This window comes from Thiobacillus denitrificans DSM 12475, from assembly GCF_000376425.1.
Lineage (GTDB): Bacteria > Pseudomonadota > Gammaproteobacteria > Burkholderiales > Thiobacillaceae > Thiobacillus > Thiobacillus denitrificans.
On the sequence record NZ_AQWL01000006.1, the window covers coordinates 187,941 to 208,777 of the forward strand.

Here is a 20,837-nt window from a genome sequence, read left to right on the forward strand (position 1 = left end):
AGGCCGGGCACCCACGCCACGGCGGCTTGCGCGGCCTCGGCAATCAGGGTGTCGTCCATCAACTGCGGTGATGCGGGATGAGTTGCGCCAGCTGGTCGATGCCCATGACGCGAAACAGTTCGTGGATGAGCGCGTTGTGTCCGCGCAGGGTGATGCTCTTGCCGTTGCCCAGGCATTGCATCAGCACCCCGATGAACTGGCTGACGCTGCCGTAATCGACGCGGGTGACCTGCGACAGATCGACCAGCACTTCACTGTGAGTGGCGGCGTAGCTGCAGAGTTGCTGCAAGACGCTGTCGTTGGCGGGGGTGATCTCGCCAGTCAGCTGCAGGGCATTGTCCAGCGGCTCGGCAGGCTTGCTCTGCACTACTTCCGCGGCTTGCACCTCGCTCCAGGACGGGGGGGAGACTTCAAAACGCACGGCGTAGTCGACGGCCAGATCCTCGAATTTCTCCTGTTGCCCAAGCGTTTGGTACAGTTCCAGCAACAGCAGCCAGTGCACTGCACGGCTGTGAGTGGCGCGGTTGAGATCCTGCAGCAGCGCGATCAGGCGGTCGACGCCGCTGACCTGCAGCTTGCGCCTGGCCTTGCGCGCCGCGCTCAGGATCCGGGCGCATTCGTCCGCCCCCGACTCGTCGACCATGGCGATGTCTGAAAAATCGATCCGCACCGTGGTGTTTTTGGCGGTGGCGGCAATGCCGTCACGCAGCGTGGCCGCAGCGGTCTTGTCGAGCAGGCCGGGCAGTTCCAGGCTGGCGGTCTGGGCTTGCTGGGGCGTGGCCGCGCCGTTGCCGTTCATTTTTTGCCAGACCGGCGGCGAGGTCTCAAAGCGCAACGCATAATCCAGCGCCAGCTGGTCGAATTCTTTCTCACGGCCCTGGATGGCGTACAGATCGAACAGCATGTGCCAGGCGTGCCGGTCGCCCGCCGCCAGGATGCCCTGCAGCAAATGCTCGGCCATCCCGACCTGGCCGCTGGCATAGAGGATGGCGGCTTCGTCCAGCGGCGACTGGGGCGCTCCGCTGGTCTCTTCCACCACGATGCCGCTCGCCCCCATGTTCATGGTCATCAGGGTCTCGGTCGGGGGCGACTCGGCTTCCCTCGCGACTGCAGATTTGTGCGCAGCGGCGGGGGGCTTGTCCTTGCCTTTTTTGAAAAACGGGAGAGCCACGGAATATGCGTGCTTGGATGAGGGAATCAGTGCTGGATACTAGCGCTGTCGCCCGCGCGCAGCAACCCGCAGCAGGTTACCGGCGAGCAGGGCGACGATGGCAAGCGCGATGACGACCGCCGGGCCGGCCGGCCAGTCGGACAATGCCGAAGCGGCCAGTCCCGCCGCGTAGGCCAGCGCGCCCAGTGCCCAGCCGGCGAGCAGCCCCGCGCGGGGCGGCCAGCCGCGCACCGCCAGCGCAGGCAGAATCAGGCTGGCAAATACCAGATACACGCCCACCAGCTGCACCGAGGCGGTGATGGCGAGGGCGAAGACCAGATAAAACCCGAGCGTTCCAAGGCCTGCGCCGCGCCATGCCCACAGCCCCAGCAACGCGGCATACAGCCCGGCGATCTGCGCGACCTGCCTGGGCGTCGCCCACAGGATCTGCCCGGTCAGCAGTTCCGACAAATGTTCGCCGCCGTGCGGGTCGCCCGCCAGCAGCAGCACGCCGAGGCTGGCCGCCACCACGAAGGCCGAGCCGATCAGTGCTTCCTGAATTTCCGGCCAGCGGCGTTCACACGTCGCCAGCAACGCCGCCCCCGCCAGTGCCGCACCGGCAGCGGCAAGCTGGGTGGGCCAGCCCTCCGGCGCCAGATCGAACGCGTGCGCCGCAATCACCCCGAGCACCGCGATCTGCGCGATCGCCAGATCGAGAAAGATGATCCCGCGCGCCAGCACCCGCCGTCCCAGCGGCACGTGAGTTGCCAGCACCAGCAGGCCGGCGGCCAGCGGCCAGCCCAGCAGGCCGGGGTCGAGCGCGTCGAGATTCAGGCTTGCGGAATTCATGGCACGGCTTTCAGCAACCGATCCAGCGTGTCGTCGAACAGGCCGAACAAATCGTTCGCCCGCTCGCTGCCGCCGACCGTGTAGGGCAGCGCGACGGCGGGCATGCCGGTGCGCTGCGACAGCCAGTCGGCCGGGCGCGGACTCTGGTAGACCGCGCGCAATACCATTTTCGCGGGCGCCGTTTGCAGCTGCGCGGCCACTCGCGCCAGATGTCCGACTGAGGGTTCGACGCCCGGCTTGGGTTCGAGCGTGACCACTTCGCGCAGCCCCAGCCAGGCCAGCAGGTAGCTGAAGGATTTGTGCTGCACCGCCACCGGCTGGTTCCTGAGCGGCGCGGCGCGGATTTCCCAGCGCGCAATCGCAGTCTGCCAGCGCGCTGCGAACGCCTCGCCGCGCGCGCGATAGTCTGCCGCGTGCACGGGGTCGATCTCGGCCAGCCGCGCGCCGAGCGCCGCACCGACGCGGGCAATGTTGCGCGGATCGGTGTGGATGTGCGGATTGCCCTGTGCGTGCACATCGCCTTCCGCGCGGTCGAGCCGCGCCGGTTTTTCCAGCAGCGGCACGAAGCGCGTCGCCTCGAAATAGCCGGGGCGGCCGGGCTGCACCGCGGCGTTGCCGGCGTCGCGCAACAGCACCGGCAGCCAGCCGGTTTCCAGTTCCGCGCCGGTGCACACCACCAGCGCCGCGCGCCGCATCTGCGCGATCAGGCTGGGGCGCGCCTCGATCCGGTGCGGATCCTGAAAGGCGGTGGTGGCCGAGTAGATCTTGACGTCGTCGCCGCCGATTTCCTTTGCCAGCGCCGCCCATTCAGGCTCGCAGGCGAAGACGTTGAGAGCGGCGTGGGCGCTGACCGGCAGGCACAGCGCGAGATAAACAAGCAGTCGTTTCATGCCGGCCTCCTCAGAAACTGTGGGCGCCGTGGCTGCCCAGGCTGTGGATGTATTGCACGAACCACTGGTTCTCGCTGAGGTCCTCCATCGACTTGTCCTGCGAATATTGCAGACGCAGGCGCGAAAACTCGGACGGCGAGTAATCGAGCATCAGCGAGTGGCGCGTCGGCTTGTATTCCGACACGGGCAGGAAGGCATTGTTGGCACCGAAGTCGACCGAGCCGGGGTTCAGGCGGTCGTAGCGGTAGCCGGTACGCCAGCGCGGCATGAACTGATAGACGCCCTGCGCGTAGTAGCCGGACTGGCGCGAGTGGGTGGCGTCTTCGCTGCCGGTGCACGCGCCGCCGTCAGCCGGGTTGTCGACGCACAGCAGACTGCCACGTTCGCTGCGGCGGAAATATTCGGTCGCGAATTTGAAATTCCGTTCCGATGCGTTGCCGTTGGGCGCCCATTTCCAGACGAAGTCCGCCATCCAGGTCTTGCTCTTGCCCGAGAACAGGGTTTCGGCTTCCACGTCGTTGAGATCGTCCACGTCGCCATCGCGTTCGTTCGCCTTGGCGTGCAGATACGACACTCCGGCGCGCCAGCTGTGGGATGCGCCGACGTCGCCGCCGAGGTGGCCAAACAGTGCGTAACTGCCGGCGCCGTTCCGGTTGCGGTCGGTGCCGGGGAAGTTGGCGCCGCGCCCGGCTTCGGCGCCCAACTCCATATACAGATCGGTCGGCGCCACCCATTTCAGCTGTACGCCGTCGTTGCCATAAGCCTCGCCGAACAGCACGCGGTACATCAGGTTGTTGTCGGCGAAATCCCAGGCGTGCGGATGCTGCGCGTTCTGGTAGCCGAGACCGGACAGGAAACGGCCGCCCCGGATCGACAGCCCATTGCCCAGCGCGGTGGTCTGGAACCAGGCTTCCTCGATTTCGACTTCCTCGTCGAGCAGGGCCAGATTCATGTAGCCGCGGAAATAAGGATCGATGCTGGCGCTCATCACCAGTTCGGTGTGGTCGAGCGAGAAGCCGCGCGGTGCGCCGTGATCGTGCCCGGCAGGCAGGAAGCCGCTGATGTGACGATGCTCGATATCGTCGAGATGAGCGTATTTGCCTTGCAGGATGAGCGAGATATCCGGGTTGAAACGGTTGCCGGCAGCAGTGCCTTGCGGCGGGGCGGCGTCGGCTTGCGCGGCGATCGGGGCGGGAGCCGCGTCAGCCTGCTGCAAGCGGGCTTCCAGTGCCTGGATGCGTGCTTCGTAGGTGGATTTCATTTCCTTCAGCTCGGCGCGCAGCGCGTCGAGATCGGCGTCGGCATAAACCGGAAAGGCAGCCGCGAGCGCGGTCGCCAGAATAGCAGGACGTAACATTTTTCACTCCGTAAACGAATGACACTGGCCCGCGCTGGCGTTGCGCGGGCCGGATGAAGGTCAGGCGTGGACGGAGAAGGGCGGGGCGCGGGCGCGAGCGGGACGGGGCGCAAGATCGACGCGCACGGGCGCGTCGGCGGGCAGGTCCACGCGGGCGCCAGGCGGAATCGTCAGGACGAGCAGGCTGGGCGGCACGACCGAACCCAACTGCGCCTGGGCGATGCAGACTTCGCAGGGATGATTGGCCTGGTCCGCGTCGTACGGGTGCAGATGAGTCAGCGTATGCGCGAACGCCGCCGCCTGCCCGAACAACAGGATCAGCGCGAACAGCCAGGGCAGCAGGTGACGGAGGAACAGGGGCCGCATTTTATTTGTGCTTCTTGACCGGCGGCACCGGGTCGTAGCCGTGAGCGCAGCCGGGGCGGCAGCGGCTGATGCGTTTGGCGGCCAGCCAGCTGCCCTTGAGCGCGCCGTGCTTTTCGATCGCTTCCTTGCCGTATTCAGAGCAGGTCGGCAGGTAGCGGCATTGCCGGCCCAGCCACGGCGAGAGCGCCAACTGGTAGAGGCGGATCGCGCCGACGAGGCATTTCTGCGCCAAATTCATGGGCTTGCCAGCGCGTCAGGCTCGGCCTGGCTGCGCGCCGCACCGGTAAAATCGGCCAGCAGTCTTTCCACGAAAGCGGGTTCGAGGTCGCGCACGATGAAGACGAAGCGGCTACGATGATCCCCGTCCGGCCAGGCATCGAGCCTCACTTCGGGATACAGCACATGCTGTACGCCGTGCAGCACCACCGGCTGGGCATCGCCCTGCAGGTTCACGATGGCCTTGAAACGCAGCAGGTTTTCCGCGCGAAACGAGGTGAGCATGCCGAGTGCGGATTGCAGGCCATAACGATCGAGCGGCGTGTCGAGCACCACCGAAAATGCCTGGATGCGTGCGTCGTGCAGTGCGGGCTGCGTTTTTCCGATGGCAGGGCTGGCGCCGGCCGGCCGATAGTGCTGCTGCTTCAGCCAGCGCGCCACTTCCAGCGATTTGGTCGCGGCATTCCACAGCCCCAGGTTCTGGATCGCTGCGGGATCGAGTTCGCCGTGCGTCACCGGGATGAGGTCGGCTGCCGGGTTGAGCGCGGCCAGCCGCTCGCGCAGGGCGGCGACCCGGTCCGGCGCAGTGAGGTCTATCTTGGTGAGCAGTAACTTGTCGGCTACCGCCACCTGCTTCACCGCCTCGGGGTGTTCGTCGAGCTGGCCCATGCCAAACAGCGCGTCCACCATGGTGACTACGCCGTCGAGGCGGAAGCGCGCGCGCACCCAGTTGTCGCGCAGCAGGGTGTCGAGCACCGGCACCGGGTCGGCCACCCCGGTGGTTTCGATGATGACGCGCTCGAATGCGGGAATGTCGCCCTTCTGTCGCGCCATCCACAGGTTCTTCAGGGTCGGCGCCAGGCTGCCGGAAATCGTGCAGCACACGCAGCCGCCCGACAGTAGCGCCATCGGCCCCTCCATCTTTTGCAGCAGTTGATGGTCGAGCGCGACTTCGCCGAACTCGTTCATCAGGATCGCGGTACGCGGCAGTGTACGCACCAGATGGTTCAGCAGCGTGGTTTTGCCGCTGCCTAAAAATCCGGTGAGCAGGGTGACGGGAAGCGGGGCATGCGAATCCACGCGCGCATCGGCGTGCAGTGGATCGGCGTTGCCTAGTGGCGCAGCCATGCCGGGTGCGCGTGGCGGCATTCAGGCATGCAGCCTTTCCTTCTTTTCGTGGCGTTCCTGCGCCTCGATCGAGTATTCGGCGGTGGGGCGGGCCAGCAGGCGGGGCAGCCCGATGGGGTCGCCGGTTTCCAGACAGTATCCGAATTCACCGGAATCGATGCGCTTCAGGGCGGAGTGGATTTTTTTCAGCAGCTTGCGCTCGCGGTCGCGTACCCGCTGTTCCAGCATGTGCTCTTCCTCGACCGTGGCGCGGTCGTTGGGGTCGGCAAAATTCTCGTTTTCCTTCAGGGTCTCGCTGGTGTCGGCGGCGTTGCTGAGCATTTCATCGCGCATGGCTTCGAGGCGGACGCGAAAAAATTCGAGCTGGGCCGCGTTCATGTAGGCGGAAGCCGGCATTTTCAGCAGGGCGGCTTCGGTGAGGGATTTGGACGAGGTAGGCATCGTGGAGACTCCATTCAAGCAGCAAAGACAGGTTGTGGATCATGCATCCTGCTGGCAGGGGCATACGTGTGTATCCATGGGCGGCAAATACCTGCCCTCCCGGACGTATCACGGGCTGGTGCGTGGTGCGCACCAGCCCGGCATCATACCCCGGGGTCCTTCCCCCGGGAACGCGGTGCAGTAGCGGCGGCTGTGCACCCGGCGCAGCGGCCATGCACCGTGATGTCGACCCGGTCGGATGCGAATCCGGGCGGCAGTTCCAGGGCGGCGCTGGCCAGACTGCCGCGCAGGCAAAACAAGCGTCCGCAAACGCTGCATTCAAAATGCGCGTGGGCATGATGCGGGTTCATCAGGCTGAAGCGGCGGACCCGGTCGTGTCCGGCCACGCTGTGCACCAGTCCCTGCCCGGTCAGCCAGTCGAGCACACGGTAAAGCGTCACCTTGTCGAAGGGATGGCCGCTGGCCGCCGCCGCCTGCTGCAGCGACTGGTGCGACATCGCCGCGTCGGCTGCCAGCAGCAGTTGCAGCACCCGTACCCGGGCCGGCGTGACGGTCGCGCCGCACTGGTGCAGCAGGCGGGTGGCCTGGTCGTGGCGGGTGGGGGCGGGGGCCGCTTGCATGGGCCGATGGTAGGGCGCGCCATGAAAAAATGCAACTCGGTTGCAAAAATGCGCTGGCGGCGCGTAAACAAAGGGCATGCGATTACGCGATAATCCCGCCATGAAAATCCCCCTGTTGCCGATGCTCTTCTTGCTGCTGCTGTCCGGCTGCGGGCGCGATGCGCCGCCAGCCGTGCCCGAGGATGTGCGCCCGGTGCGCGCCGAGCAGATTGGCCTGCATGCTGCGCGCAGCGACACACGCTACGCCGGCGAGGTCCGTGCGCGTCACGAGACCGTGCTGGCATTCCGGGTCGTCGGCCGGGTGCAGACCCGCGTGGTGGAAGTGGGTACGCAGGTCCGGGCCGGCCAGCTCATCGCCACGCTGGATCCACAGGATTACGCGCTGGCGGCGAATGCGGCGCGCGCGCAGCTTGGCGCCGCCGAAGCCGAAGCCCGGCTGGCGCAGCAGGATTTGCAGCGCTACACCGAACTGCGGGCGCAGAATTTCATCTCCCAGGCCGAGCTTGACCGCCGCCGGACCGTGGCCGAAGCGGCGGCGGCGCGGGTGCGTCAACTGCGCGCCGAGGCCGAGCGCCAGGGCAACCAGCAGGCCTACACGCGGCTGACCGCGCCGCACGCGGGCGTGGTGACGGCGATCTCGCTTGAAGCCGGGCAGGTGGTGGACGCCGGGCAGCCGGTGGCGCAACTGGCGCGCAGCGGCGAGCGGGAAGTGCGCATCGACGTGCCGGAAAATGCGCTCGCGGCCCTGCGTGCGGCACAGAACCTGAGCATCCGGCTGTGGTCGGTGCCGGGGGCGGACTATGCCGGCCGTTTACGCGAGTTGTCGCCGATGGCCGATGCCGCGAGCCGGACCTACAGCGCGCGCGTGAGTTTCATCAAGCCGGATGAGAGGGTGAAACTTGGCATGACCGCGACGGTGGACGTCGGCAGCGAGGCCGCGCCGAGCCTGTCGGTGGCGCAGACCGCGCTGTTCAAAATCAACGGCCAGCCGCAGGTGTGGGTGATCGATCGCCAAACCCGGAAAGTGGCGCCGCGCAGCGTGCAACTGGGCGGCTTGAGCGGCGATCGTGCGGTGGTGACGGCGGGGCTGGCGGCCGGCGAATGGGTGGTGACCGCAGGCGTGCACAAGATCGCGCCGGGCCAGCAGGTGCGTCTGGTGCCTTCCAAACGGCCATGAGCGCCCCGCCCCGTTTCGAGCCGCGGCGCGGCAACCTGTCGCGCTGGGCGATCGAGCATCCGGCGCTGGTGCGCTTTTTCATCGTGCTGATCCTGCTGCTGGGCGTGCGTTCCTATATCCAGCTGGGACAGGCCGAAGACCCGCCGTTCACGTTCAAGACCATGCTGATCCAGGCGCAATGGCCGGGTGCGACGGCGCAGGAAGTGTCCGAGCAGCTGACCGAACGGATCGAGAAAAAACTGCAGGAAATGCCCGCGCTGGATTTCGTGCAGAGCTACGCCAAGCCGGGCGAGACCGCGCTGTTCGTCAACCTCAAGGAAACCGTGCGCGGGCACGACGTGGCGGAAGCGTGGTACCAGGTGCGCAAGAAGATCGGCGACCTCGAACGGGAACTGCCGGCCGGGGTGCAGGGGCCGTTTTTCAACGACGAGTTCGGCGACACCTTCGGTTCGATCTACGCCTTCACCGGCGACGGCTTCAGCCGCGCCGAACTGCGCCGCGCCGCCGAGGATGCGCAGCGCGAAGTACGCCGCCTGCCCAACGTCGGCAAGGCCGAACTGTTCGGCATCGTGCCGGAGAAAATCTATATCGAGGTTCCCGCCCAGAAGCTCGCCACGCTCGGGCTCACCTCGCAGCAGATCATGCAGGCGGTGCAGGAGCAGAACAGCGTGGTCGCCGATGGCCGGGTGGAAAACGAGGTGTTGTCGATCCCGCTGCGCCTGTCGGGGGCGTATTCCGAGCTGGAGCGCCTGCGTGAAACCGTGATCCGGGTGGGCGCGCGCAGCCTGCGGCTGGGCGACATCGCCGAGGTGACGCGCCGCTATGAAGATCCGCCCGCCAGCGAAATCCGCTCGCAGGGCGAAGCGGCGATATTGCTCGGGGTGTCGCTGGCCGATGGCGGGGACGTGGTGGCCATGGGGCGTGCCGTCGCCGCTGCCATGGAGGCGCTGCAAAAGACGCTGCCGGTGGGCCTGGAGATCCGCCAGGTTCACGACCAGCCCAGCATCGTCAGCCACGCGGTCAAGCTCTTCATGCAGAGCTTCCTCGAAGCCGTCGCCATCGTGCTGGCGGTGACCTTCCTGGCGCTGAAATGGCGCGCCGGGCTGGTGGTGGCACTGTCCATTCCGGTGGTGCTGGCGATCACCTTCAGTGCGATGTGGCTGTTCGACATCGACCTGCACCGCATTTCCACCGGTGCGCTCATCATCGCGCTCGGTCTGCTGGTGGACGATGCCATCATCGCGGTGGAAATGATGGCGCACAAGCTCGAGGCCGGCTGGGGACGCTTCGAGGCCGCCACCTATGCCTTCCAGTCGACCGCGTTTCCCATGCTCACTGGCACCCTGCTCACCGCCACGGCATTTCTGCCGATCGCGCTGGCCAAATCAGTGGTCGGCGAGTACACCTTTGCGATTTTCGCGGTGACCACGATCGCGCTGCTGTCGTCCTGGCTGGTCGCGGTGGTGGTCACGCCTTATCTGGGGCATGCCCTGCTGAAGCCCAGCCATCACGTGACCGATGAAAACGCCGCTTACCTGACGCCGTTTTACCGGCGTTTCCGTGCCGCGGTGACCTGGTGCGTGACGCATCGCCGGACGGTGATTGCGCTGACGGTGGCCGCGCTGGTGGTGGGGCTGGCCGCGATGCAGCGGGTCGAAAAACAGTTTTTCCCGCAGTCCGACCGGCTGGAAATCCTGATCGAACTGTGGCTGCCGGAAGGTGCCTCGATCGATGCCGCGCGCGCCGAAGCGCTCAGGCTCGAATCCCTGCTGCGGCAGGACCAGGACGTGGCCCATGTCCTCAACTACATCGGCCAGGGGGCGCCGCGTTTCGTGCTGGCACTGGACCAGCGCCTGAACAACCGCAACTTTGCGCAGCTGGTGGTGATCGCGAAGGATGTGCCGGCGCGCGAACGCGAGCTCACCCGCATCCACCGGCTGTTCGAGACCGGCTTTCCCAATGTGCGCGGACGCGCGGTGCGCTTCGAATATGGCCCGCCTGCCGGTTATCCGGTGCAATACCGCTTGAGCGGCCCCGACATCCCGCAATTGAAGATCGAAGCCGAGAAGCTGCGCAGGATCGTCGCGGCGCAGCCGCAGGTGACGGCGGTGAACCTCGACTGGAACGAGCAGTCGCTGGCGGTGAAGGCGCAACTCGACCAAGACAAGATCAAGGCGCTGGGGCTGAGTTCCGACCTGGTCGGCCGGCTGGTGGCGTTGCAGCTGTCGGGCGTTACCGTCACCCAGTTCCGCGAAAACGATCTGCTGATCGACGTGGTGCTGCGCACGCCGCGCAATGAACATCGCGACGTCGATGCATTCAGGTCGCTTCCCATTGGCCGCTTTAACGGCCAGAGCGTGACCCTGGGGCAGATCGCCCGCCTCGAGCCGGTGTTCGAGGACGGCGTGATCTGGCGGCGCGACCGTCTGCCGACGATCTCGGTGCGCGGCGATCCGGTGGGCAAGACCCAGCCCGCCACCATCATCGATGCCATCGCGCCGCAGGTGGCCGCATTCAAGGCCCGGCTGCCGCCCGGCTTCCGGCTGGAAGTCGGCGGGCCGGTGGAAAGCAGCGCCAAGGCCAACGCCGCCATCGGCGCATCGTGGCCGCTGATCGTGATCACCACGTTGAGCCTGTTGATGCTGCAGCTCGGCAGTTTCCCGCGCGCGCTGCTGGTGGTGCTGACCGCGCCGCTCGGCATCATCGGGGTGGCGATCGCGCTGCTGCTGAGCGGCCAGGCGATGGGTTTCGTCGCGCTGCTGGGGATCATCTCGCTGGCCGGTATGATCATGCGCAACTCGGTGATTCTGGTCGACCAGATCCAGCAGGACATCGCGCGCGGCCTGTCGCAATGGGATGCGATCATCGAGTCGACGGTACGGCGGATGCGCCCGATCAGCCTCACCGCCGCTGCCGCGGTGCTGGCGATGATCCCGCTGTCGCGTTCGATTTTCTGGGGACCGATGGCGGTGTCGGTCATGGGCGGCCTGGTCGCGGCGACCTTTCTCACCCTGTTTTTCCTGCCGGCCTTGTATGCGGCGTGGTTTCGGGTTAAACCAAATCAATAGGATGCCGGTTGCAAGGAGGCCGCATGAAGACGATCGGACTGGGATTCGTGCTGCTGCTGGGCGGCTGTGCGGGACTGCAGTCGCCTGACCCGGCGTCGCCGTATTACGCCTATGCGCCGGGCTGGACGGTGCAGTTGAACCGGCCGCTGACGATTCCGCCGGATGCCGCCACGGTGCGCCTGCAATACGGCCGCATCGTGGCGCGCAACAGCGTGCAGGAATATGCCCCGTTCTGCGTGGTGGAATTGAACACGGTGCGCGCCGAAGCGCAGACGCTGCAACCGGGGCGCTTCGAGGTGTGGCGGGTGACGCGCAGCGTCAGCCCCGTTGCCGCGGCGGTTTCGCCTTTTGTCAAAACAGGGTTTGTCGTCGACGACGGCGACCCGAGTTTCCTCTACTTCAAAACCGAGTTCCGCCTGCGCGATGCGGCCCAGCCGAACCTTCGCGGCATGAGCTGCGCCTGGAACCAGATGGCGCCCGGCAATCGCGCGTTGATGCGGCATCTCACGCTGGACGAGATACACCAGGCGCTGGGCGGCTGGATGAGACTGATTCCGCCAGGAGAGCGCCTGTGAAGCCCGCCGAAACCCGTATCACCCCGAATACCAGGGTCAAGCTGTCGAAATGGGATGCCGACGACGACGCTATCGTCGGCAAGGAAAAGTCCGATGCGCGCGAGCGCCTGGATGAATATCGCGAACGCCTGGAAGCGCTGCAGGAACTACTGTATGCCGAAGGCAGGCACAGGCTGCTGGTGGTGCTGCAGGCGATGGACACGGCCGGCAAGGATTCCACCATCCGCCACGTGTTCCAGGGCGTCGATCCGCTGGGAGTGCACGTGGCCAGTTTCAAGACCCCGACGCCGCACGAACTCGCGCGCGACTATTTGTGGCGGGTGCACCACCACGTGCCGGGCGCCGGCGAGATCGCCATCTTCAACCGCTCGCATTACGAGGATGTGCTGATCACGCGGGTGAATGGCTGGATCGACGCCGCCGAATGCAAGCGGCGCTTCCGCCAGATCAACGACTTCGAAAGAATGCTGGCGGAAACCGGCACCACCATCCTGAAGTTCTATCTGCACATTTCCAGGGACGAGCAGAAGAAGCGTCTGGAAGAGCGCCGCGACACCCCCGAGAAACAGTGGAAATTCCAGCCCGGCGACCTCGCGGTGCGCGCGCAGTGGGACGATTACATGGAGGCCTACGAGGCGGCGCTGTCGGCCACCAGCACGGCGCACGCGCCGTGGCACGTGATCCCCGCCAACAGCAAGCTGGCGCGCAACCTGATGGTGTCCAGCCTGCTGATCGAAGCGCTGGAAAACCTGAAAATGCGCTATCCGGATCCGGCCGACGGGGTGGCGGATACCGTGATCGTCTGAGGGCTATCTGACCAGCGTCAGCTGCGGCGGCCGCGCAGTGCCGGCGTGTGAAACCGGGTGCCAGTGCGGCAAGGCTTCCGGGCGATGGATGTGGTAGCCCTGTAAATAATCCACCCCGATGTCGTTCAGCAGCGCGGCTATTTCGGCGTCTTCCACCTGCTCGGCCACCGAATGCATGCCGAAGTCGCGCGCCAGCTGCACGATCGAACGCACGATGGCCTGATCGCGGCGGTCGTCCAGCATGCCGCGCACGAAGGCGCCGTCAATCTTGAGGAAATCGGCCGGCAGGTGCTTGAGGTAGAAGAACGAGGAGGCATCGCGGCCGAAATCGTCCAGTGCGAACTGGCAGCCGCGTTCGCGCAGGCCGTGAATCAGGCGTTGCGCATCCGCTAGATTCACCACCGCCGCGGTTTCCGTGACCTCGAAGCCCAGGCGTTCGCCTGCCACGCCATAGCGGTCGAGCAGATGGCAGACAGTGCCGAGGAAGGATTCGTCGGCCACCGTCTTGCCCGACAGGTTGATGAAATACACCGCATTGTCGCCGGGCTGCGCCGCCAGATAGGACACCACGGCTTCCAACATCCAGCGGTCGAGGATCGGCGCCTGCCCGTAGCGTTCGAGCGCGAGCAGCAGCTTGGCCGGTCCTTCGATCACGCCGTTGCGCTGCCAGCGGATCAGCACTTCGTAATGCGGTTGCCCACTGCTGGAAGCCGGCTGGATCAGCTGGCGGTAGGGCAGGAACTGGTTGGCTTCCAGGGCCTGCGCGAAATCGGCGGCCCAGCCCATTTCCGCCTCCAGGCGGCGGAACCCGATCTCGTCCGCCTCGTACAGCATGATCCGGCCGCTGCCTTCGGATTTGGCGCGGTAGCACGCCATGTCGGCCTGGATCATGAGATCGCCGGCGGTGGTTGCAGACTGGGTGATGGGCGCGATTCCGGCGCAGGCGCCGAGCGTGAAACGCCGTCCCTTGTGTTCGAAACGGAAGTCGCGGATGCGCTGCACCAGTTGCCGGCAGACCGCGCTGGCCGCGTCGGGCCGGGTGTCGAACAGGATCAGGCCGAATTCGTCGCCGCCCAGGCGGCCCAGGTAGGCATGCTCGGGCAGAGCTGCCTGCATGGTCTGCGCAATGTCCATCAGCAGGGTATCGCCCACCGAATGGCCGCAGGTGTCGTTCACCAGCTTGAACTGGTCGAGATCGATGTAGCAGAACGCGTGTTGCTGTGCCTGCTCGCGCGCGGTGCGCAGGGCGCGCACCAGCCGGCCTTCCACCGCGCGGCGGTTTGGCAGCGTGGTCAGGGTATCGTGGAAGGCCATCTCGCGCAGGCTGTCGAGCAGCTGCTTTTTCTCGGTCTCGTCGCGCAGCACGTAGACCGCACCGAAGCCGCCGTTTCCGGTCAGCGGGGCGCAGCTGTAGCTGATTGCCAGGTCCTGCCCCAGGTGCGTTTGCAGGCGGGCAGAGCCGGTCTGACCGAGTTGCGGCGAGGTGGACGCGAGAAAACAGACCGGGGCTTCGTCGTCGCCCAGCTGATCGAATTGCATCAGGCTTTTCAGCGGGCTCGATACGGCATCTTCAAGCGCGATGCCGAGCAGGCTCTCGGCGGTCGGGTTGAGATAGACCACGTGATTATGGGCATTGGTGACGATGACGGCGTCGTTGATCGATTGCAGCGTGACCTGCCAGCGTTCCTTTTCCTCGTTGAGCGTGGCTTCATCAAGCTTGTGTTGCGTGATGTCGACGTGGATCGACAGATATTTCAGTGGCAGACCGTCGTCGCCCTTGATCGGCGTGATGGTCGAGGCCGTCCAGAACAGCCGGCCATCCTTGGCGCGGTTGCAGATTTCGCCGCGCCAGATCCGCCCGCGCGAGATGGTCTCCCATAGTTGGGCAAAAAATGCGGCGTCGTGCCGGCCCGAGCCGAGGAGGCGGTGGTTCTGGCCGAGGAGTTCCTCGTGGGTATAGCCGCTGACGATGCAGAACAGATCGTTGGCGAACGTGATGTTGCCGGCGAGATCGGCTTCGGACACGCTGGCGGCGCTATCAAGCGCCTTCTGATGCTCCTTGAGGTCGGTGAGCAGGCGCCCCAGCGCTGCACTCATATGGTTGAACGCGCACAGGGTCTCCCGCAGTTCGGGCGGGCTGCCGGCCCGAACGGGAATCCGCTCACTGTAATCTCCGGCTTCGATCTGGCGCGCGGTGGTGCGCAGCCGGTCCAGGCCCCTCAGGCTGATTTTGAGCAGCCCGTAAGTCAGCCAGCCGAGCAGGATGAAAGCGGCACCGAGCAGCATGAACAGACGGCTGCCGAGATGCCACAGAAAGTCCTCGTAGGCATGGACGGACGGCTGGATGAGCAGGCGGCCATGGTAGGCGCCGTCGACGACCAGGGGCGCCTGCATGACGGGGGCGACCAGACCGGCCAGCCCGGCAAACCAGCCGGGACGGTTTACGGGGAACGGCGGCGCCTGCCGGCGTAGAAGGTGGCCATCGGGCGCGGTGTATTCCACATAGTGCAGGTTGCCCTGTGCAATCGGAATGTCGAGCCGCGCCTGCACCGCGCTGTCATCGCCCCTGCCAGCCGCGTCGGCCACTGCCTGAGATAGCGCCGCCAGTTGTGCCGATGCCTGCACGCGCAAGGCAGCACTGGCATCCTGGCGGGCGATGCGCAGCGCTTGTTGCCCGGTCAGGACGAATGTCGCAAGCAGGATGAGCAATACCGCACCCATGATCCGGCCCTGCGTGCTGAGGCAGGCGGGGCGTAAATCCTGCACAAGGCGAACAAGCCGGGGGAAGGGAATGGCGCGCATACGGTATGAATCGGCCGTATTCCCTGTTTCTGAAGGGGTTGTAAAGCTGGCGCGCCGGAGTGTGCGGGCGCTCGCCCGGCGGCAAACTCAGGATTTCTTGCGCGCGCGCGGATGCGCCTGATCGTATACCTTGGCGAGATGCTGCCAGTCGAGGTGGGTATACACCTGGGTGGTGCTGATGCTGGCGTGGCCGAGCATTTCCTGTACCGCCCGCAGATCGCCGGACGACTGCAGCACGTGGGTGGCGAACGCGTGGCGCAGCATGTGCGGGTGGACGTGCTGGCCGAGGCCGGCCTGCCGGGCCCAGCGGTCGAGGCGCAGCTGCACGCTGCGTGGCGTAAGCCGGGCGCCACGCTGGCTGACGAACAGCGCGGCGGTGTCGCGCGCCAGGGCCAGCCGCAACGGCAGCCACGCACCCAGGGCGTCGAGCGCCTGGCGGCCGACCGGCACGACGCGGGTCTTGCGGCCCTTGCCGGTGACCACCGCGTCGCCTGACCGCAGGTCGACGTCATCGAGATCGAGTCCGGCCAGTTCCGCCAGGCGCAGGCCGGATGAATACAGCAACTCGAACATGGCGCGGTCGCGCGCGGCCAGGGCGCCGTCGCCGGTTGCTGGCGCAGGGCCGTCGAGCAGCCGGGCACAGGCCTCGGGCGACAGGATTTCGGGCAGGGCCTTGGCCGCCTTGGGCGGGCGCAGGCCGAGACAGGGATTGCCCGCATAGCCGAGGCGGCGGCAGGCAAAGGTATAAAACCCGCGCCAGCTCGACAGCTGGCGCGCCAGGCTGGTGGCCGCCAGGTTCTGGCTGCGCAGCTTGACGATGGCACCACGGATGTCGGCTGCGCCGAGCTCGGCCAGCGGCTTGCCCGCGGTCAGCCGGGCCAGGTTGGCGAGGTCGTGCCGGTAGGCTTCGACCGTGTGCGGCGACAGCCGCCGTTCGGCGGCGAGGTGCTGCAGGTAGCGGTCGACCGGATTCAATCCTGCATCCGCACCAGCGCGGCGCCGACCAGCTGGCCCAGCCGTTCGAGGTAAAGCGTGCCCATGCCGGCATAGAAGCGCTTGGCCTCCTCGGATGCCAGCACCAGCAGGCCGATGGGGGCGGCCGCTGCGGCGGGCCGCAGCGGGATGCAGGCGAATGCGCGCAGGTGCGGCGACACTTCGCCGAACCAGTCGCTGGCGTCGGGCACGGCAAGTGGGCCGCATACCGGATATGGCATCGCCGCCACGGCATCGCGCGCTGCCTGCGACACCGGCTGATCGAGCCCCGGCATCGGCTCGCCGGTCAGCATCCAGGCGCGCAGCGCGTGATGCGGCACGGCGAAGCCGTCACGCAGGTGGATCGCCAGCGCGGCGGCGATGTCCTGCGGCTGGCTGGCGGTCACGAGTGCGAGCGTCAGCGCGTGTAGCTTTTCGGAGATGCCGTCGTTTTCCTCGCCGAACTGGATCAGTTCGGCCAGCTTGTTTTCCAGCATCCGTACCTTGTCGCGCATCGCGATCAACTGGCGCTCGCTCATCGACACCGCGTGGGTGCCGTGCGGGTGCGGGATGTGCAGATCCGCCAGCAGGGTGGGGAAGTCGTTGAAGAAATTCGGGTGCCGGGTCAGAAACTCGGCAATCGCCGGTGCGTCTAGTGTGGTGGGTTGCGTGTCCATTAGAGTTCGATCTCTCCTTCAAATACGGTTTCGGCCGGACCGGTCATGGTGACCGGTTGGCCCTTGTCTGCCCATTCGATGACCAGGTCGCCGCCGCGCGTGTGCACGCTGACCGGGCTTTTCAGCCAGCCCTGGCGGATGCCGGCGACCGCCGCCGCGCAGGCGCCGGTGCCGCAGGCCAGGGTTTCGCCGGCGCCGCGCTCGTACACGCGCAGACGGATGTCGTGCGGGGTCAGCACCTGCATGAAGCCGGCATTGACGCGCTGCGGGAAGCGCGCGTGCGATTCGATGGCGGCGCCGAGGATTTCCACCGGCGCGCTGTCGAGGTCGTTCACCCGCAGTACCGCGTGCGGGTTGCCCATCGACAGCGCGGTGATCTCGATGACATGCTGGCCGACTTTCAGCGGATAGGCGAGCGCTTCGGCCTCGGCCGCGAACGGGATGTCGGCCGGTGCAAAGCGCGGCGCGCCCATGTCCACCGCGACCTGGCCATTGTCGAGCAGGCGCGGCTCGATGACGCCGGACGCGGTTTCCACGCGGATCGCGGTCTTGGCGGTAAGGCCTTTTTCGTGCACGAAGCGCACGAAGCAGCGCGCGCCGTTGCCGCATTGCTCGACTTCGCCGCCATCGGCGTTGAAGATGCGGTAGCGGAAATCGACATCCGGCCGGCTGGCTTTCTCGACCAGCAGGATCTGGTCGCAGCCGACGCCGAAGTGGCGGTCGGCGATGCGGCGGCACTGTTCGGGGCTGAGCGCGACGGTCTGGCCGACGCCGTCGAAAACGACGAAGTCGTTGCCGAGGCCATGCATCTTGGTGAAACGGAGTGTGGTGCCCGGTTGGGTATTCATGCGGTTTTGAGCCTGACGTATTCCTTGAGGAGGCAGCGGTCCATCACCACCGTCATGCCGCCGGCCTGCGCGCGTTGCGCGGCGGCCTCATGCACGATGCCTTCCTGGATCCAGATGGCTGCCGGTAACCGATGCGCTGTCGAATCGGGCCGCTGCAGGGAGTGTAGCGCCAGGCATTGTTCGACGATAGCCGGCACGTGCTCGGCGGCGCGGAACACGTTGACCAGGTCGACCCCGAACGGGATGTCGGCGAGGCTTGCGTAAGCCTGCTCGCCGAGCACCCGGTCCACCAGCGGCCGCACCGGCACGATGCGGTAGCCGTAGCGCTGCATCGCCTGCGCCACGCGGTAGCTGGGCCGCGCGGGCTGCGGCGACAGCCCGACCACGGCGATCGTCACGGTGCGGTCGAGTAGCGCGCGCAGGCCGGCGTCGTCGGGATTGGCAAAGCTCACAGTGTCAGTTCCATCACGTGATCGTCCATCACAAAACCGTCGCCGATGGCGAATACCCGCGACTCGACGATGCGGAAGCCGTATTTCCGGTAGGCGGCAATGGCCTGTGTGTTGCCGCGATTGACTTGCAGGCGCAGGCGGCGAGCCTGCTGCTGGCGCGCCCAGCTGGCGGCGGCGCGCAGCAGCGCGGCGCCGATCCCCCGGCGCTGGTTGTCCGGATGAACGTAGAGCTTGTCGAGCTTGCAGGCGGTGTCTTCCAGCATGGCATGGGCAAAGCCGACCAGCGCATCGTCCCGGCGCACCCCCCACCAGGCCTGGCGCGGGTCGTCCAGCTGTTCCCGCATCCGCTCGGGCGCATAACGGTCGGCCAGCATGGCCTCGATCTGCGCCTGCGGGATCAGCGCCGGATACGTGGCCTGCCACACCACGCGCGCCAGCGCACCGACGGCATCGGCGTCGGCAGCCGCCAGCCGCGCCGGATCGGCCTGTGGCTCATTCATACAGGCCGGCCTCGCCTTCGGGGCGGGTCTTGAAGCGGCGGTGCAGCCACAGGTACTGCGACGGCATCTCGCGGATGCGGTCTTCGATGAACCCGTTCATGCGGGCGACGTCGGCCTCCAGGTCGCCGCCCGGATAGTTGTCCCACGGCGGATAGAAGCGCACCGCGTAGCCTCGCCCCCACGGCAGCTGGCGGGTGATGACCGGGACGATCTGGGCGCCGGTGAGCCTGGCCAGGCGCGGCAGTGCCGATACGGTGGCGGCGGGAATGCCGAAGAATGGAACGAATACGGCATTGAGGCGGCCATGATCCTGATCCGGCAGGTAATAGAAAGGCAGGCCGTCCTTGAGTGTCTTGAGCACAGGTTTGATGCCGTCGTTCTTGGCGATCAGTACCGGGGAGAAAAAGCGCGAACGCCCGTGTCGCATCATTTCGTCGGCGACGGGGTTCTTGGCGCGCGCGTACATCGAGGCGGCGGTGCGATCCATCGCCAGCCGCACGCCGCCCATGTCGAGCCCGACAAAGTGCGGCGCCAGCCAGATCACCGGGCGCTTGCCGTCGCCCAGCACCGCTTCGGGGTTGTCGATCCGGATCAGCCGGCGCAGGCGTGCCTCCGACCCCCACCACAGCACGCCGTGCTCGAGCGCTGCGCGCATCGAGCTCTGAAAGGTCTGCCGCAGCCAGCGGCGACGCGTTTCAGGCGAGGCCTCGGGAAAGCACAATGCAAGATTGGTCGCAACGATGTGCCGGCGTCGTCCGGGGAACTGTGCGACCAGCCAGCCTGCGGCATTGCCGAGTGCCGCCTGAACCGGCAGCGGCAGCCAGTGCAGCAGCCAGAGCGCGCCCACGCCGAGCCAGTTCGGCAACAGCGAAGGGTGCAGCAGGTTTGCGGGTGCGTCCGGCTTCATGCGCGTTCCTGGGCGTCCGGGGGGGCGACGTCGCCCGGTCGCTTGTGGCGGTTGTAGCTCCACATGTATTGCGTCGGGAAACGCCGCACGATTACTTCCACCGCCTGGTTCAAACGGGTGGCGGCGGCGGTCTTGTCTGCCGGCAGGGTTTCGCCCAGCGGAAAGACGTGCAAATGGTAGCCGCGCCCCCAGCCCAGCCGCTCGGCGGCGATGAAAAAGGCCGCCGCTCCGGTCTTGCGCTGCAGGCTGGCGGCCAGCGTCGGCGTGTAGGCCGGGCGGCCAAGGAACGGCGCCCACACGCCGTCGCCGCCGGTTGCCACCTGGTCGGGCAGGATGCCAATCGCTTCGTGGCGCTTCAGGGCTGCCAGCTGCGCGCGTACGCCGGAGAGATCGCTCGGCACCAGCGTCGCCTGACCGCGCTGGCGGCCGGCCAGCATCAGCGCGTCGAGCATCGGCTGGCGAGGCGGTTTGTACATGGCGGTGAAGGGATGCCGCGCGGCGCAATAGAGACTGATGATCTCGAAGCAGCCGATGTGCGGCGACAGCAGAATGATGCCCTTGCCGTCCGCGCGTGCGGCATCGATGTGCTCCCAGCCGCTGGTACGCCTGACCAGCTTCAGCACCTTGTGGTACGGGCGCAGCCACACCGGCAACAATTCGATCATGGCCTTGCCGGCCTCGCCGATACTCCTGCGCAGCAACGCCCGGCAGTCGCGCCCGGGGACGCAGATCCCGCTGTCGAACAGGTTGTTGCGCACGCGCGCGGAATAACGCCCGGGCGACCAGTAAAGCAGCCAGCCCAGCGCGATGCCGGCGCCATGCAGCAGCGGCAGCGGCAGGCGGGCCACCAGCTTGAGCAGGAACATCATGCGGGCATACGATCTTTCACGCGCTTCAGCGCGTAGAAAGTCGGAGCCCCCTCGTGGGACATACGATCTTTCATGCGCTTCAGCGCGTGGAAAGCCGGCGTCCGCCTGCGGGAATTGACGCCGGGGGAAGCGGCGAGGCACAATGTGGCAGCCGCCGCGTTAATCTT

At 66.6% G+C, this 20,837-nt stretch carries 21 protein-coding genes; 4 read left to right on the top strand and 17 right to left on the bottom strand.

Features of this window, described 5'->3' with window-relative positions; translation table 11 throughout:
• Nucleotides 1–58: 58 nt before the first annotated feature.
• From B059_RS0111690 to B059_RS0111730, 9 genes are all read right to left on the bottom strand, one after another.
• On the bottom strand, nt 59–1,171 hold the full coding sequence (locus B059_RS0111690; protein WP_018078442.1) for an STAS domain-containing protein: 1,113 nt from the start codon (nt 1,169–1,171) through the stop codon (nt 59–61).
• Between the two features lie 39 nt (nt 1,172–1,210).
• The gene (locus tag B059_RS0111695; RefSeq protein WP_018078443.1) at nt 1,211–1,999 is read right to left on the bottom strand and encodes a metal ABC transporter permease; all 789 of its coding nucleotides are present in this window, start codon (nt 1,997–1,999) and stop codon (nt 1,211–1,213) included.
• Nucleotides 1,996–2,889: a metal ABC transporter substrate-binding protein gene (locus B059_RS0111700; protein ID WP_018078444.1), complete on the bottom strand. Its 894-nt coding sequence runs from the start codon at nt 2,887–2,889 to the stop codon at nt 1,996–1,998. The genes B059_RS0111695 and B059_RS0111700 overlap by 4 nt, the downstream gene beginning before the upstream one ends.
• Nucleotides 2,890–2,899: 10 nt before the next feature.
• Nucleotides 2,900–4,246 (bottom strand): TonB-dependent receptor, encoded by a 1,347-nt coding sequence (locus tag B059_RS0111705; RefSeq protein ID WP_018078445.1) that lies wholly within the window; start codon nt 4,244–4,246, stop codon nt 2,900–2,902.
• A 60-nt stretch (nt 4,247–4,306) separates the two neighbouring features.
• Nucleotides 4,307–4,612 (bottom strand): hypothetical protein, encoded by a 306-nt coding sequence (locus B059_RS0111710; protein WP_018078446.1) that lies wholly within the window; start codon nt 4,610–4,612, stop codon nt 4,307–4,309.
• 1 nt (nt 4,613) lies between these two features.
• Nucleotides 4,614–4,850: a membrane protein insertion efficiency factor YidD gene (yidD, locus tag B059_RS0111715; protein WP_018078447.1), complete on the bottom strand. Its 237-nt coding sequence runs from the start codon at nt 4,848–4,850 to the stop codon at nt 4,614–4,616.
• On the bottom strand, nt 4,847–5,977 hold the full coding sequence (locus B059_RS0111720) for a CobW family GTP-binding protein (protein WP_018078448.1): 1,131 nt from the start codon (nt 5,975–5,977) through the stop codon (nt 4,847–4,849). The genes yidD and B059_RS0111720 overlap by 4 nt, the downstream gene beginning before the upstream one ends.
• On the bottom strand, nt 5,978–6,397 hold the full coding sequence (gene dksA, locus B059_RS0111725; RefSeq protein ID WP_018078449.1) for an RNA polymerase-binding protein DksA: 420 nt from the start codon (nt 6,395–6,397) through the stop codon (nt 5,978–5,980).
• Nucleotides 6,398–6,540: 143 nt separating this feature from the next.
• Nucleotides 6,541–7,017, bottom strand: coding sequence for a Fur family transcriptional regulator (locus B059_RS0111730; RefSeq protein ID WP_018078450.1), 477 nt, complete (start codon nt 7,015–7,017; stop codon nt 6,541–6,543).
• 100 nt (nt 7,018–7,117) lie between these two features.
• On the opposite strand from B059_RS0111730, the gene B059_RS0111735 reads away from it, so the two are divergent.
• The 4 genes from B059_RS0111735 to B059_RS0111750 are packed head-to-tail and all read left to right on the top strand — an operon-like array spanning nt 7,118 to nt 12,643.
• Nucleotides 7,118–8,194 (top strand): efflux RND transporter periplasmic adaptor subunit, encoded by a 1,077-nt coding sequence (locus tag B059_RS0111735; RefSeq protein ID WP_018078451.1) that lies wholly within the window; start codon nt 7,118–7,120, stop codon nt 8,192–8,194.
• Nucleotides 8,191–11,262, top strand: coding sequence for an efflux RND transporter permease subunit (locus B059_RS0111740; RefSeq protein WP_018078452.1), 3,072 nt, complete (start codon nt 8,191–8,193; stop codon nt 11,260–11,262). Before B059_RS0111735 ends, B059_RS0111740 begins: the two co-directional genes overlap by 4 nt.
• Nucleotides 11,263–11,285: 23 nt before the next feature.
• Nucleotides 11,286–11,837, top strand: a complete 552-nt coding sequence (locus tag B059_RS0111745; protein WP_018078453.1) for a hypothetical protein — start codon at nt 11,286–11,288, stop codon at nt 11,835–11,837.
• A complete protein-coding gene (locus tag B059_RS0111750) occupies nt 11,834–12,643 on the top strand; it encodes a polyphosphate kinase 2 family protein (protein ID WP_018078454.1) in 810 nt (269 codons plus the stop codon). Before B059_RS0111745 ends, B059_RS0111750 begins: the two co-directional genes overlap by 4 nt.
• A gap of 3 nt (nt 12,644–12,646) precedes the next feature.
• Here the strand turns inward: B059_RS0111750 and B059_RS19925 are convergent, their stop codons facing one another.
• The 8 genes from B059_RS19925 to B059_RS0111790 all read right to left on the bottom strand — a co-directional run bounded on the left by B059_RS19925 (nt 12,647) and on the right by B059_RS0111790 (nt 20,670).
• The gene (locus tag B059_RS19925; protein ID WP_018078455.1) at nt 12,647–15,364 is read right to left on the bottom strand and encodes an EAL domain-containing protein; all 2,718 of its coding nucleotides are present in this window, start codon (nt 15,362–15,364) and stop codon (nt 12,647–12,649) included.
• 168 nt (nt 15,365–15,532) lie between these two features.
• Nucleotides 15,533–16,420 carry a tyrosine recombinase XerC gene (xerC, locus tag B059_RS0111760; protein ID WP_018078456.1) on the bottom strand — a complete coding sequence of 296 codons (888 nt, stop codon included), beginning with the start codon at nt 16,418–16,420 and terminating at the stop codon, nt 15,533–15,535.
• Nucleotides 16,417–17,094, bottom strand: coding sequence for a DUF484 family protein (locus B059_RS0111765; RefSeq protein WP_018078457.1), 678 nt, complete (start codon nt 17,092–17,094; stop codon nt 16,417–16,419). Before B059_RS0111765 ends, xerC begins: the two co-directional genes overlap by 4 nt.
• Nucleotides 17,094–17,942, bottom strand: coding sequence for a diaminopimelate epimerase (gene dapF, locus B059_RS0111770; RefSeq protein ID WP_018078458.1), 849 nt, complete (start codon nt 17,940–17,942; stop codon nt 17,094–17,096). The genes B059_RS0111765 and dapF overlap by 1 nt, the downstream gene beginning before the upstream one ends.
• Complete coding sequence (locus B059_RS0111775) at nt 17,939–18,394, bottom strand: CoA-binding protein (protein ID WP_018078459.1); 456 nt, start codon at nt 18,392–18,394, stop codon at nt 17,939–17,941. The genes dapF and B059_RS0111775 overlap by 4 nt, the downstream gene beginning before the upstream one ends.
• Nucleotides 18,391–18,894 carry a GNAT family N-acetyltransferase gene (locus B059_RS0111780; RefSeq protein WP_018078460.1) on the bottom strand — a complete coding sequence of 168 codons (504 nt, stop codon included), beginning with the start codon at nt 18,892–18,894 and terminating at the stop codon, nt 18,391–18,393. The genes B059_RS0111775 and B059_RS0111780 overlap by 4 nt, the downstream gene beginning before the upstream one ends.
• Nucleotides 18,887–19,801: an LpxL/LpxP family acyltransferase gene (locus B059_RS0111785; protein ID WP_018078461.1), complete on the bottom strand. Its 915-nt coding sequence runs from the start codon at nt 19,799–19,801 to the stop codon at nt 18,887–18,889. Before B059_RS0111785 ends, B059_RS0111780 begins: the two co-directional genes overlap by 8 nt.
• The gene (locus tag B059_RS0111790; protein ID WP_018078462.1) at nt 19,798–20,670 is read right to left on the bottom strand and encodes a lysophospholipid acyltransferase family protein; all 873 of its coding nucleotides are present in this window, start codon (nt 20,668–20,670) and stop codon (nt 19,798–19,800) included. The genes B059_RS0111785 and B059_RS0111790 overlap by 4 nt, the downstream gene beginning before the upstream one ends.
• Nucleotides 20,671–20,837 lie beyond the last annotated feature (167 nt).